At 50.6% G+C, this 12,974-nt stretch carries 12 protein-coding genes; 8 read left to right on the top strand and 4 right to left on the bottom strand.

All coding sequences use genetic code 11. The features are described 5' to 3' along the window. The first annotated feature begins 13 nt into the window (after positions 1-13). Positions 14-985: a lauroyl-Kdo(2)-lipid IV(A) myristoyltransferase gene (lpxM, locus tag ACJHYR_RS13165; protein WP_000448381.1), complete on the top strand. Its 972-nt coding sequence runs from the start codon at positions 14-16 to the stop codon at positions 983-985. Positions 986-1,116: 131 nt separating this feature from the next. Here lpxM and pyk read toward each other — a convergent pair whose 3' ends face one another. Both pyk and hexR read right to left on the bottom strand, forming a co-directional pair. Next, positions 1,117-2,559, bottom strand: a complete 1,443-nt coding sequence (gene pyk / locus ACJHYR_RS13170; RefSeq protein ID WP_000091148.1) for a pyruvate kinase — start codon at positions 2,557-2,559, stop codon at positions 1,117-1,119. Between the two features lie 127 nt (positions 2,560-2,686). After that, a complete protein-coding gene (gene hexR / locus ACJHYR_RS13175; protein WP_001056694.1) occupies positions 2,687-3,556 on the bottom strand; it encodes a DNA-binding transcriptional regulator HexR in 870 nt (289 codons plus the stop codon). Positions 3,557-3,893: 337 nt separating this feature from the next. Between hexR and zwf the strand changes: the two genes are divergently transcribed. The 3 genes from zwf (at position 3,894) to kdgA (ending at position 8,093) form a co-directional block, all read left to right on the top strand. Continuing rightward, positions 3,894-5,369, top strand: a complete 1,476-nt coding sequence (gene zwf / locus ACJHYR_RS13180; protein WP_000301727.1) for a glucose-6-phosphate dehydrogenase — start codon at positions 3,894-3,896, stop codon at positions 5,367-5,369. Positions 5,370-5,603: 234 nt separating this feature from the next. After that, on the top strand, positions 5,604-7,415 hold the full coding sequence (edd, locus tag ACJHYR_RS13185) for a phosphogluconate dehydratase (protein ID WP_072837361.1): 1,812 nt from the start codon (positions 5,604-5,606) through the stop codon (positions 7,413-7,415). Between the two features lie 36 nt (positions 7,416-7,451). Beyond that, positions 7,452-8,093 carry a bifunctional 4-hydroxy-2-oxoglutarate aldolase/2-dehydro-3-deoxy-phosphogluconate aldolase gene (gene kdgA / locus ACJHYR_RS13190; RefSeq protein ID WP_000800512.1) on the top strand — a complete coding sequence of 214 codons (642 nt, stop codon included), beginning with the start codon at positions 7,452-7,454 and terminating at the stop codon, positions 8,091-8,093. Between the two features lie 54 nt (positions 8,094-8,147). On the opposite strand, the gene purT is transcribed toward kdgA, so the two are convergent. Beyond that, a complete protein-coding gene (gene purT, locus ACJHYR_RS13195; protein ID WP_000173461.1) occupies positions 8,148-9,326 on the bottom strand; it encodes a formate-dependent phosphoribosylglycinamide formyltransferase in 1,179 nt (392 codons plus the stop codon). A 133-nt stretch (positions 9,327-9,459) separates the two neighbouring features. Here purT and yebG point away from each other — a divergent pair, with 133 nt between their 5' ends. The 3 genes from yebG to ACJHYR_RS13210 all read left to right on the top strand — a co-directional run bounded on the left by yebG (position 9,460) and on the right by ACJHYR_RS13210 (position 11,159). Beyond that, positions 9,460-9,750: a DNA damage-inducible protein YebG gene (gene yebG / locus ACJHYR_RS13200; protein ID WP_000257738.1), complete on the top strand. Its 291-nt coding sequence runs from the start codon at positions 9,460-9,462 to the stop codon at positions 9,748-9,750. 66 nt (positions 9,751-9,816) lie between these two features. Next, positions 9,817-10,173 carry a protein YebF gene (gene yebF, locus ACJHYR_RS13205; protein ID WP_001295500.1) on the top strand — a complete coding sequence of 119 codons (357 nt, stop codon included), beginning with the start codon at positions 9,817-9,819 and terminating at the stop codon, positions 10,171-10,173. A 326-nt stretch (positions 10,174-10,499) separates the two neighbouring features. Further along, entirely contained in the window at positions 10,500-11,159 is a 660-nt protein-coding gene (locus ACJHYR_RS13210; RefSeq protein ID WP_000024735.1) for a tellurite resistance TerB family protein, read from the top strand. A gap of 163 nt (positions 11,160-11,322) precedes the next feature. Here ACJHYR_RS13210 and ACJHYR_RS13215 read toward each other — a convergent pair whose 3' ends face one another. After that, the gene (locus tag ACJHYR_RS13215) at positions 11,323-12,492 is read right to left on the bottom strand and encodes an RNA-guided endonuclease InsQ/TnpB family protein (protein WP_000942660.1); all 1,170 of its coding nucleotides are present in this window, start codon (positions 12,490-12,492) and stop codon (positions 11,323-11,325) included. Positions 12,493-12,548: 56 nt separating this feature from the next. Here ACJHYR_RS13215 and tnpA point away from each other — a divergent pair, with 56 nt between their 5' ends. After that, positions 12,549-12,974 carry an IS200/IS605-like element ISEc46 family transposase gene (gene tnpA, locus ACJHYR_RS13220; RefSeq protein WP_000064873.1) on the top strand — a complete coding sequence of 142 codons (426 nt, stop codon included), beginning with the start codon at positions 12,549-12,551 and terminating at the stop codon, positions 12,972-12,974.

A 12,974-nucleotide genomic window follows, 5' to 3' on the forward strand; every position in this document is an offset into this window, starting at 1 on the left:
AAACTGGAAAAGCATGGAAACGAAAAAAAATAATAGCGAATACATTCCTGAGTTTGATAAATCCTTTCGCCACCCGCGCTACTGGGGAGCATGGCTGGGCGTAGCAGCGATGGCGGGTATCGCTTTAACGCCGCCAAAGTTTCGCGACCCCATTCTGGCACGGCTGGGACGTTTTGCCGGACGACTGGGAAAAAGCTCACGCCGTCGTGCGTTAATCAATCTGTCGCTCTGCTTTCCAGAACGTAGTGAAGCTGAACGCGAAGCGATTGTTGATGAGATGTTTGCCACTGCGCCGCAAGCGATGGCAATGATGGCTGAGTTGGCAATACGCGGGCCGGAGAAAATTCAGCCGCGCGTTGACTGGCAAGGGCTGGAGATCATCGAAGAGATGCGGCGTAATAACGAGAAAGTGATCTTTCTGGTGCCGCACGGTTGGGCCGTCGATATTCCTGCCATGCTGATGGCCTCGCAAGGGCAGAAAATGGCAGCGATGTTCCATAATCAGGGCAACCCGGTTTTTGATTATGTCTGGAACACGGTGCGTCGTCGTTTTGGCGGTCGTCTGCATGCGAGAAATGATGGTATTAAACCATTCATCCAGTCGGTACGTCAGGGCTACTGGGGATATTATTTACCCGATCAGGATCATGGCCCAGAGCACAGCGAATTTGTTGATTTCTTTGCCACCTATAAAGCGACGTTGCCCGCGATTGGTCGTTTGATGAAAGTGTGTCGTGCGCGCGTTGTACCGCTGTTTCCGATTTATGATGGCAAGACGCATCGTCTGACGATTCAGGTGCGCCCACCGATGGATGATCTGTTAGAGGCGGATGATCATACAATTGCGCGGCGGATGAATGAAGAAGTCGAGATTTTTGTTGGTCCGCGACCAGAACAATACACCTGGATATTAAAATTGCTGAAAACTCGCAAACCGGGCGAAATCCAACCGTATAAGCGCAAAGATCTTTATCCCATCAAATAAAAAAAGCCTCTCGCGAGGAGAGGCTTCCGCCTTGTGATAAGTTCAAGTTTGCTTCAGAAGATTCGAAATCTGTTGAACTATAATTGAACTGTAGGCCGGATGAGGCGTTTTCGCCGCATCCGGCAACGTACTTACTCTACCGTTAAAATACGCGTGGTATTAGTAGAACCCACGGTACTCATCACGTCGCCCTGGGTGACAATCACCAGGTCACCAGACATCAAGTAACCTTTATCGCGCAGCAGATTAACCGCTTCGCTGGCAGCTGCTACGCCGTCATTAGCGCTATCGAAGTGCACCGGCGTAACGCCGCGATAGAGAGCAGTCAGGTTCAGCGTACGTTCATGGCGTGACATGGCGAAAATTGGCAGACCAGAGCTGATACGGGAGGTCATCAGCGCGGTACGACCCGATTCGGTCATGGTAATGATCGCCGTAACGCCTTTCAGGTGGTTAGCTGCGTACATTGCTGACATGGCAATAGCTTCTTCCACATTGTCGAACTGAACGTCCAGACGGTGTTTAGAAACGTTGATGCTCGGGATTTTTTCCGCACCCAGGCAAACGCGCGCCATGGCTGCAACAGTTTCTGAAGGATACTGACCAGCAGCAGTTTCTGCAGACAGCATCACAGCGTCAGTACCATCCAGAACGGCGTTTGCTACGTCCATGACTTCTGCACGCGTCGGCATCGGGTTAGTAATCATTGACTCCATCATCTGGGTCGCAGTGATTACCGCGCGGTTTAGCTGACGTGCACGACGGATCAACGCTTTCTGAATGCCGACCAGTTCCGGATCGCCAATTTCCACACCGAGGTCGCCGCGAGCAACCATTACCACGTCAGAGGCGAGGATGATGTCATCCATTGCATCCTGGCTGCAAACGGCTTCCGCACGTTCAACCTTGGCAACAATTTTCGCATCACATCCTGCATCGCGTGCCAGCCGACGGGCATAGTTCAGATCTTCGCCGCAGCGTGGGAAGGAGACAGCCAGGTAATCTACGCCAATTAACGCTGCAGTCTTAATGTCTGCTTTGTCTTTTTCGGTCAGCGCTTCAGCCGACAAACCGCCGCCAAGTTTGTTGATACCTTTATTGTTGGAGAGGGGACCACCGACGGTCACTTCGGTGAACACTTTCATGCCCTGAACTTCCAGTACTTTTAACTGAACGCGACCATCGTCCAGCAGCAGGATGTCACCAGGCACGACGTCAGCAGGCAGGCCTTTGTAGTCGATACCGACTTTTTCTTTGTCGCCTTCACCTTTACCCAGGTTGGCGTCGAGCAGGAATTTATCACCAATGTTGAGGAAAACTTTGCCTTCTTTAAAGGTGGATACACGGATTTTGGGCCCCTGGAGGTCACCCAGAATAGCCACATGACGCCCCAGTTTTGCGGCAATCTCACGAACTTTATCCGCGCGCATTTTGTGATCTTCAGGCGAGCCGTGAGAAAAGTTCATACGTACAACGTTGGCACCCGCCGCGATAACTTTTTCAAGGTTATTATCGCGATCTGTTGCTGGGCCTAACGTGGTAACGATTTTAGTTCTGCGAAGCCTTCTGGACATGTAATACTCCGTTGACTGAAACAACCAGGTGTTGCTTGAACATGAAATCCGAATGAAATAACGCCGCGATGGCGATAAATTAATCTCATTCGGATGTCGTATAAGATTAGGACAGTGACAGTCGTTTTTAGCGATCGTCACTTAAATTAAGTAACTGCTTATCAAAACGCGATTCCTTCAGCGCTTCCTTGACCCGCTTCAAGTTATCTCTGAATTTTGCACCGCGTCGCAAAGTAAATCCTGTTGCCAGCACATCTATCACGGTCAGCTGCGCAAGTCGAGAAACCATGGGCATATAAATGTCAGTATCTTCCGGTACGTCGAGGGTAATTGCCAGCGTTGCTTCCCGGGCGAGCGGGGTACCCGCAGAGGTGAGGGCAATCACCATGGCGTCGTTTTCGCGTGCCAGCTGCGCCAGCTCGACCAGATTTTTTGTTCTTCCAGTGTGAGAAATCAGCACCACCACGTCTCCGTCGCTACAATTCATACAACTCATGCGTTGCAGCACAATATCATCGGAGTACACCACCGGAACATTAAAACGAAAGAACTTATTCATCGCATCGTGGGCAACAGCGGCAGAAGAGCCTAATCCGAAAAAGGCGATTTTTTTTGCCTGAGTGAGTAAGTCGACGGCGCGGTTGATGGCAGATTTATCCAGTGAATGACGGACATGATCGAGCGTTGCCATTGCGGACTCAAATATTTTCCCCGTGTATGATTCAACGCTGTCATCTTCATTGACGTTGCGATTAACATAGGGAGTGCCATTCGCCAGACTTTGTGCCAGATGAAGTTTAAAATCAGGAAAACCGCGCGTGTCCATGCTGCGACAGAAACGATTCACCGTCGGTTCGCTAACATTGGCTTCCAGCGCCAGAGCAGCAATACTCGAATGGATCGCGTTATCGGGCGAAGCCAGAATGACCTCGGCAACTTTGCGCTCTGATTTGCTCAAATGTTCCAGCTGAGACTGGATTTTTTCCAGCATATTCATGATGTAAAGAGACTCACGGGTAATGACGATTTCCGCACTGAAAGAAATCGAAATGCAGTTTTGTCAGATATTACGCCTGTGTGCTGTGTTAATGACAAAAGCAGATAAAAAAGTTGTTATTTTTTTTCATAACATGATCAGTGTCAGATTTTTACCCAATGGAAAACGATGATTTTTTTATCAGTTTTGCCGCACTTTGCGCGCTTTTACCGTAATCGCACGGGTGGATAAGCGTTTACAGTTTTCGCAAGCTCGTAAAAGCAGTACAGTGCACCGTAAGAAAATTACAAGTATACCCTGGCTTAAGTACCGGGATAGTTAACTTAAGGAGAATGACATGGCGGTAACGCAAACAGCCCAGGCCTGTGACCTGGTCATTTTCGGCGCGAAAGGCGACCTTGCGCGTCGTAAATTGCTGCCTTCCCTGTATCAACTGGAAAAAGCCGGTCAGCTCAACCCGGACACCCGGATTATCGGCGTAGGGCGTGCTGACTGGGATAAAGCGGCTTATACCAAAGTTGTCCGCGAGGCGCTCGAAACTTTCATGAAAGAAACCATTGATGAAGGTTTATGGGACACCCTGAGTGCACGTCTGGATTTTTGTAATCTCGATGTCAATGACACTGCTGCATTCAGCCGTCTCGGCGCGATGCTGGATCAAAAAAATCGTATCACCATTAACTACTTTGCCATGCCGCCCAGCACTTTTGGCGCAATTTGCAAAGGGCTTGGCGAGGCAAAACTGAATGCTAAACCGGCACGCGTAGTCATGGAGAAACCGCTGGGGACGTCGCTGGCGACCTCGCAGGAAATCAACGATCAGGTTGGCGAATACTTCGAGGAGTGCCAGGTTTACCGTATCGACCACTATCTTGGTAAAGAAACGGTGCTGAACCTGTTGGCGCTGCGTTTTGCTAACTCTCTGTTTGTGAACAACTGGGACAATCGCACCATCGATCATGTTGAGATTACCGTGGCTGAAGAAGTGGGGATCGAAGGGCGCTGGGGCTATTTTGATAAAGCCGGTCAGATGCGCGACATGATCCAGAACCACCTGCTGCAAATTCTTTGCATGATTGCGATGTCTCCGCCGTCTGACCTGAGTGCAGACAGCATCCGCGATGAAAAAGTGAAAGTACTGAAGTCTCTGCGCCGTATTGACCGCTCCAACGTACGCGAAAAAACCGTACGCGGGCAATATACTGCGGGCTTCGCCCAGGGCAAAAAAGTGCCGGGATATCTGGAAGAAGAGGGCGCGAACAAGAGCAGCAATACAGAAACCTTCGTGGCGATCCGCGTCGACATTGATAACTGGCGCTGGGCCGGTGTGCCATTCTACCTGCGTACTGGTAAACGTCTGCCGACCAAATGCTCTGAAGTCGTGGTCTATTTCAAAACACCTGAACTGAATCTGTTTAAAGAGTCGTGGCAGGATCTACCGCAAAATAAACTGACTATCCGTCTGCAACCTGATGAAGGCGTGGATATCCAGGTACTGAATAAAGTTCCTGGCCTTGACCACAAACATAACCTGCAAATCACCAAGCTGGACCTGAGCTATTCAGAAACCTTTAATCAGACGCATCTGGCGGATGCCTATGAACGTCTGCTGCTGGAAACCATGCGTGGTATTCAGGCACTGTTTGTTCGTCGTGATGAAGTGGAAGAAGCCTGGAAATGGGTAGACTCCATTACTGAGGCGTGGGCGATGGACAATGATGCGCCGAAACCGTATCAGGCCGGAACCTGGGGACCCGTTGCCTCGGTGGCAATGATTACCCGTGATGGTCGTTCCTGGAATGAGTTTGAGTAATATCTGCGCTTATCCTTTATGGTTATTTTACCGGTAACATGATCTTGCACAGATTGTAGAACAATTTTTACACTTTCAGGCCTCGTGCGGATTCACCCACGAGGCTTTTTTTATTACACTGACTGAAACGTTTTTGCCCTATGAGCTCCGGTTACAGGCGTTTCAGTCATAAATCCTCTGAATGAAACGCGTTGTGAATCATCCTGCTCTGACAACTCAATTTCAGGAGCCTTTATGAACCCACAATTGTTACGCGTAACAAATCGAATCATTGAACGTTCGCGCGAGACTCGCTCTGCTTACCTCGCCCGGATAGAACAAGCGAAAACTTCGACCGTTCATCGTTCGCAGTTGGCATGCGGTAACCTGGCACACGGTTTCGCTGCCTGCCAGCCAGAAGACAAAGCCTCTTTGAAAAGCATGTTGCGTAACAATATCGCCATCATCACCTCCTATAACGACATGCTCTCCGCGCACCAGCCTTATGAACACTATCCAGAAATCATTCGTAAAGCCCTGCATGAAGCAAATGCGGTTGGTCAGGTTGCAGGCGGTGTTCCGGCGATGTGTGATGGTGTCACCCAGGGGCAGGATGGAATGGAATTGTCGCTGTTAAGCCGCGAAGTGATTGCGATGTCTGCGGCGGTGGGGCTGTCCCATAACATGTTTGATGGTGCTCTGTTCCTCGGTGTGTGCGACAAGATTGTCCCGGGTCTGACGATGGCAGCCCTGTCGTTTGGGCATTTGCCTGCGGTGTTTGTGCCGTCTGGACCGATGGCAAGCGGTTTGCCAAATAAAGAAAAAGTGCGTATTCGCCAGCTTTATGCCGAAGGTAAAGTGGACCGCATGGCATTACTGGAGTCAGAAGCCGCGTCTTATCATGCGCCGGGAACATGTACTTTCTACGGTACTGCCAACACCAACCAGATGGTGGTGGAGTTTATGGGGATGCAGTTGCCAGGCTCTTCTTTTGTTCATCCGGATTCTCCGCTGCGCGATGCTTTGACCGCAGCCGCTGCGCGCCAGGTTACACGCATGACCGGTAATGGTAATGAATGGATGCCGATCGGTAAGATGATAGATGAGAAAGTGGTAGTGAACGGTATCGTTGCACTGCTGGCGACCGGTGGTTCCACTAACCACACCATGCACCTGGTGGCGATGGCACGCGCGGCCGGTATTCAGATTAACTGGGATGACTTCTCTGACCTTTCTGATGTTGTACCGCTGATGGCACGTCTCTACCCGAACGGTCCGGCCGATATTAACCACTTCCAGGCGGCAGGTGGCGTACCGGTTCTGGTGCGTGAACTGCTCAAAGCAGGCCTGCTGCATGAAGATGTCAATACGGTGGCTGGCTTTGGTCTGTCTCGTTATACCCTTGAACCATGGCTGAATAATGGTGAACTGGACTGGCGGGAAGGGGCGGAAAAATCACTCGACAGCAATGTGATCGCTTCCTTCGAACAACCTTTCTCTCATCATGGTGGGACAAAAGTGTTAAGCGGTAACCTGGGCCGTGCGGTTATGAAAACCTCTGCCGTGCCGGTAGAGAACCAGGTGATTGAAGCGCCAGCGGTTGTTTTTGAAAGCCAGCATGACGTTATGCCGGCCTTTGAAGCGGGTTTGCTGGACCGCGATTGTGTCGTTGTTGTCCGTCATCAGGGGCCAAAAGCGAACGGAATGCCAGAATTACATAAACTCATGCCGCCACTTGGTGTATTATTGGACCGGTGTTTCAAAATTGCGTTAGTTACTGATGGACGACTCTCCGGCGCTTCAGGTAAAGTGCCGTCAGCTATCCACGTAACACCAGAAGCCTACGATGGCGGGCTGCTGGCAAAAGTGCGCGACGGGGACATCATTCGTGTGAATGGACAGACAGGCGAACTGAAGCTGCTGGTAGACGACGCGGAACTGGCTGCTCGCGAACCACACATTCCTGACCTGAGCGCGTCACGCGTGGGAACAGGACGTGAATTATTCAGCGCCTTGCGTGAAAAACTGTCCGGTGCCGAACAGGGCGCAACCTGTATCACTTTTTAAGACGACAAATTTGTAATCAGGCGAGAGAAAACTCTGATGAAAAACTGGAAAACAAGTGCAGAATCAATCCTGACCACCGGCCCGGTTGTACCGGTTATCGTGGTAAAAAAACTGGAACACGCGGTGCCGATGGCAAAAGCGTTGGTTGCTGGTGGGGTGCGCGTTCTGGAAGTGACTCTGCGTACCGAGTGTGCAGTTGACGCTATCCGTGCTATCGCCAAAGAAGTGCCTGAAGCGATTGTGGGTGCCGGTACGGTGCTGAATCCACAGCAGCTGGCAGAAGTCACCGAAGCGGGTGCACAGTTCGCAATTAGCCCGGGTCTGACCGAGCCGCTGCTGAAGGCTGCTACCGAAGGGACTATTCCTCTGATTCCGGGGATCAGCACTGTTTCCGAACTGATGCTGGGTATGGACTACGGTTTGAAAGAGTTCAAATTCTTCCCGGCTGAAGCTAACGGCGGTGTGAAAGCCCTGCAGGCGATCGCGGGTCCGTTCTCCCAGGTCCGTTTCTGCCCGACGGGTGGTATTTCTCCGGCTAACTACCGTGACTACCTGGCGCTGAAAAGCGTGCTGTGCATCGGTGGTTCCTGGCTGGTTCCGGCAGATGCGCTGGAAGCGGGCGATTACGACCGCATTACTAAGCTGGCGCGTGAAGCTGTAGAAGGCGCTAAGCTGTAAAAGTCAAAATGCCCGATCGAGGATCGGGCATTTTTGTAGCGTTTTTCGCCGGGGTTAAGCTTGTACTTTTATCTGTGCTGCGGCGTGCTTTGCGCGCTCAATCGCTTCATCAACACTCTCTGCAGTAGCCAGTGCCACCCCCAGACGACGGCTGCCATCAATTTCCGGCTTACCAAATAAACGAATCTGTAGGCCTGCGCCTACGGCATTCTGCACATTATCAAACGTGACATTCTGACTGGTCAGTTGTGGCAGGATAACGGCAGAAGCTGCAGGACCATACTGACGGATCCCGCCAACCGGAAGTCCGAGGAAGGCACGTACATGCAGGGCAAACTCTGAGAGATCCTGAGAAATTAACGTCACCATCCCGGTATCATGTGGACGAGGGGAGACCTCACTGAAAATCACCTCATCACCACAGACAAACAGCTCGACACCAAACAGACCATAACCGCCCAGTGCCAGCACCACTTTACGGGCAATCTCTTGCGCACGTTCAAGGGCAAGCTGGCTCATTTGCTGTGGTTGCCAGGATTCACGGTAGTCGCCATCTTCCTGGCGATGACCTACTGGTGCACAGAAATGGACGCCATCCACCGCGCTGACGGTTAGCAGGGTAATTTCGAAGTCAAACTTAACGACGCCTTCAACAATTACGCGGCCCGCTCCGGCGCGACCGCCTTGCTGAGCGTACTCCCATGCATGAGCAAGTTGCTCTGCAGAACGAATAAACGTCTGCCCCTTGCCGGAGGAACTCATCACCGGTTTAACAATGCAGGGATAGCCGATGTCAGCAACCGCCTTGCGGAAAAGGTTTTCGTTATCGGCAAAACGATAAGTGGAAGTGGGCAGCTGCAGCTCTTCTGCCGCCAGGCGACGGATACCCTCGCGATTCATCGTTAATTTCGTTGCGCGCGCGCAGGGGACAACATTCAGTCCTTCCTCTTCAAGTTGGATCAGCATATCGGTGGCAATAGCTTCGATCTCCGGCACGATATAATGTGGTTTTTCCAGTTCAACCACACGGCGTAATGCATCACCATCAAGCATATTAATGACATGGGAGCGATGCGCGACATGCATGGCTGGTGCGTCGGCATAGCGATCAACGGCAATCACTTCTACGCCGAGACGCTGACACTCGATTGCCACTTCTTTACCCAGTTCACCGGAGCCTAATAACATCACGCGAGTTGCTGCCGGACGCAGCGCAGTGCCTAATAACGTCATAACGAATATCCCCTGATTAATTCCGCGCGCAGTATAAACGAAAACGTTTGCGCGTGTCTTTATTGCTGATGTTGATTTCCCAACCGAAAAGAAATATACTGTATAAAATCACAGTTATTATGAGAGGCTGCAAATGGCGGTTGAAGTTAAATACGTAGTCATTCGTGAGGGCGAAGAGAAAATGTCGTTTACCAGCAAAAAGGAAGCCGATGCTTATGACAAAATGCTTGATACGGCGGATCTGCTTGACACCTGGCTGACAAATTCTCCAGTGCAAATGGAAGACGAGCAACGTGAAGCCCTTTCGCTATGGCTGGCAGAACAAAAAGATGTGCTGAGCACCATTCTGAAAACCGGCAAATTACCGTCCCCACAGGTCGTCGGTGCTGAATCCGAAGAAGAAGATGCCTCACACGCGGCCTGAAGCAACTTGCGCTCCTGACAATTTGTACCATGCTTTCTCCTGAATCATTGTGCTATGGAGAAAAACATGAAAAAAAGAGGGGCGTTTTTAGGGCTGTTGTTGGTTTCTGCTTGCGCATCAGTTTTCGCTGCCAATAATGAAACCAGCAAGTCGGTCACTTTCCCAAAGTGTGAAGGTCTGGATGCTGCCGGAATTGCCGCGAGCGTAAAACGTGATTATCAACAAAATCGCGTGGCGCGCTGGGCAGATGATCAAAAAATTGTCGGTCAGGCCGATCCTGTGGCATGGGTCAGTTTGCAGGACATTCAGGGTAAAGATGATAAATGGTCAGTACCGCTAACCGTACGTGGTAAAAGTGCCGATATTCATTACCAGGTCAGCGTGGACTGCAAAGCGGGAATGGCGGAATATCAGCGGCGTTAATGGCCTCTGATAATTCGATTGACCGTCGGCGGATGCGGCGCGAATGCCTTGTCCGCCCCACAACGCACCACAATCGTAGGCCTGAGAAGACGCAACAGCGTCGCATCGGGCAATCAGCATCAAACAATGCCACTCAAAACGTCAAATTACTTTCACCTAAAATACCCTTATCACCTGATATACAGTGAATACCTTACCTGGCGCGAATTTCTTTGAATAACGGCCTGCCGACCCGCTTATTTGCGCATCTTTTGTCTCGATATACATTTTCTGACATCCTCATCCGCTATGCTACAGGCACTAAAAATGGTTATTGAGGAGCAAATATGGCTAACTGGTTAAATCAGCTGCAATCCTTGCTTGGGCAAAGCAGTTCTTCTGCCTCCTCGTCTGCGGATCAGGGATTGGGCAAACTTTTAGTGCCAGGCGCATTAGGCGGACTGGCTGGGCTGCTGGTCGCAAATAAATCAGCACGTAAACTTCTTACGAAATATGGCACCAACGCGTTACTGGTTGGCGGCGGAGCGGTCGCGGGTACGGTGCTGTGGAATAAATACAAAGATAAAATTCGCGCGGCGCATCAGGACGAACCGCAGTTTGGCGCGCAAAGTACGCCGCTGGATGAGCGTACGGAACGTTTGATCCTTGCGCTGGTCTTTGCCGCTAAAAGTGATGGTCATATTGATGCCAGAGAACGTGCGGCAATCGACCAGCAATTGCGTGAAGCCGGCGTGGAAGAGCAGGGGCGTGTACTCATTGAGCAGGCAATCGAACAACCGCTGGATCCACAACGCCTGGCTACCGGGGTCCGCAATGAAGAAGAGGCGCTGGAAATCTATTTCCTGAGCTGCGCGGCTATTGATATTGACCATTTTATGGAACGCAGTTACCTGAATGCACTGGGTGACGCGCTGAAAATCCCCCAGGACGTTCGTGAAGGCATTGAACGCGATCTCGAACAACAAAAACGCACTTTGGCGGAATAATTCCGCTCTCAGGATAGCCTGAAGTTGACTATTTCGGGCTATCCAGAACCGCACAGCCATTTGAACAGGCTGATTTTCTCTGTCTGCATAACATTCGATATCCGCGCCATTACCTGTCATCATGTGACTGCTCCCCGCCCTGTCGGGCGAGGCTTCCCACTTCTTAAGCCGCAACCGTCTGTGTGACGGATTTATGCTGGCCTCCATGGGCAGAAACGACGAGTCCCGCCGCTTGTAATTCCAGTATGCCCTTGCGTTTGATGTTGAGCGCCGCGTTGATATCGCGGTCATGTTCAACTCCACACTCTGGACACTGCCAGATGCGCTTATGTAATGGCATCTCCGACATTTTGTGACCGCAGCAGTGGCAGGTTTTCGAACTGGCGAACCATTGATCCAGTTTCACCAGATGCACACCTTTCTCTGTTGCTTTGTATTCCAGTTTTGTGATGAATCCAGACCATCCAGCATCGCCTATCGCACGAGCCAGATGGTGATTTTTCATCATATTTGCCGTTTTCAATGTCTCGACAATTACCGCTTGGTTTTCGTCAACAATTGCGCGAGATAACTTGTGCTGGAAATCGGCACGGGCACTGGCTACCCGTTCGTGAACGGCTGCAAGTTGTATTCTGGCTTTGCGCCTGTTTGCGTTCCCTTTTTTCTTACGGGACAGTGCTTTCTGCTTCCGGCGAAGGTTGCGACTTGCATTGATTAGGTGGCGGGGACTGGCAATTTTATTGCCGTCCGATTTGATGACAAAATGCGCCAGCCCCATATCCAGCCCTGTCACATTTGATATCAGTGCAGGCTTTGCCGGCGCTTCCATCCCGTCGTCACAAAGTAACGACGCGTAGTATTTCCCGGTTGCGCTGCGGCTCAACGTGATACTTTTCAGCATTCCCGTAATTTCACGATGTAAACGCGCTTCAATCGGCAAGATTTTCGGTATTTTTATCGCACCATCAAGGACTTTTATGCCAACACAATGATAGCTCGATTGTCTGCCGTGTTTACTTTTAAAGGTAGGTTTACCTGCTTTCAGTTTCGGATTGAAAAAGTTAGAAAAAGCCACGTCGAGGTTAATTACCGCCTGCTGCAACGCAATAGAATCATATTCTTTAAGCCATCCATACCGGCGGGATTTCTTCGCCACTGCAAGCAGTGGTTTGAGGTCTTTACGCGGGTTTAAATTTACGCGGTGCCGCTGGTAAGAATGTTTCTTGATATGCAGAGCTTTGTTGTACGCAAAACGCACTGCACCGAACTGGGCGTTGATAAATTCAGCCTGTTCTGGTGTCGGGTAGATGCGTACTTTTGTTGCTCTTAACATAATCAGCGCTCATTGATATAATGCTTTTATTTTAACACTTTAGGTAAATATATCAATTGAGTAATCATGATGATTTACTGGCGGGATTTCTCCGCAAACGACACAGTGTCAGTAAGCTGGTTGTGCACCTTATTTTTACGACAAAGTATCGACGCAAACTATTCGACAGTCAGATGATCGCTCAGTTGCGTGAGGCTTTTGGCTCCGCTGCGGCAAAGCTTGAATGCGAAATTATTGAGATGGACGGGGAGCCAGACCATGTACACCTGCTGGTTGCCTACCCGCCAAAACTGGCGGTCAGTGTGATGGTCAATAATTTAAAATCGGTATCATCACGTTTGCTACGCCAGCAGAACGCGCATTTACGTATGCAGAGTAAAACGGGGCTTTTGTGGTCGAGATCGTACTTTGTCTGTAGCACCGGAGAGGCAACGATTGAAACGCTCAGAGCCTACGTTCAGAGTCAGTCAACACCTGATTGA

It is taken from the genome of Escherichia sp. WS1450 (assembly GCF_046487395.1).
Lineage (GTDB): Bacteria > Pseudomonadota > Gammaproteobacteria > Enterobacterales > Enterobacteriaceae > Escherichia > Escherichia coli.

What these genes read in the sequence shown, in the direction of transcription:
- lpxM (WP_000448381.1), top strand. Translation starts at nt 14, where the DNA reads ATGGAAACGAAAAAAAATAATAGCGAATACATTCCTGAGTTTGATAAA.
- pyk (WP_000091148.1), bottom strand. Translation starts at nt 2,559, where the DNA reads ATGTCCAGAAGGCTTCGCAGAACTAAAATCGTTACCACGTTAGGCCCA.
- hexR (WP_001056694.1), bottom strand. Translation starts at nt 3,556, where the DNA reads ATGAATATGCTGGAAAAAATCCAGTCTCAGCTGGAACATTTGAGCAAA.
- zwf (WP_000301727.1), top strand. Translation starts at nt 3,894, where the DNA reads ATGGCGGTAACGCAAACAGCCCAGGCCTGTGACCTGGTCATTTTCGGC.
- edd (WP_072837361.1), top strand. Translation starts at nt 5,604, where the DNA reads ATGAACCCACAATTGTTACGCGTAACAAATCGAATCATTGAACGTTCG.
- kdgA (WP_000800512.1), top strand. Translation starts at nt 7,452, where the DNA reads ATGAAAAACTGGAAAACAAGTGCAGAATCAATCCTGACCACCGGCCCG.
- purT (WP_000173461.1), bottom strand. Translation starts at nt 9,326, where the DNA reads ATGACGTTATTAGGCACTGCGCTGCGTCCGGCAGCAACTCGCGTGATG.
- yebG (WP_000257738.1), top strand. Translation starts at nt 9,460, where the DNA reads ATGGCGGTTGAAGTTAAATACGTAGTCATTCGTGAGGGCGAAGAGAAA.
- yebF (WP_001295500.1), top strand. Translation starts at nt 9,817, where the DNA reads ATGAAAAAAAGAGGGGCGTTTTTAGGGCTGTTGTTGGTTTCTGCTTGC.
- ACJHYR_RS13210 (WP_000024735.1), top strand. Translation starts at nt 10,500, where the DNA reads ATGGCTAACTGGTTAAATCAGCTGCAATCCTTGCTTGGGCAAAGCAGT.
- ACJHYR_RS13215 (WP_000942660.1), bottom strand. Translation starts at nt 12,492, where the DNA reads ATGTTAAGAGCAACAAAAGTACGCATCTACCCGACACCAGAACAGGCT.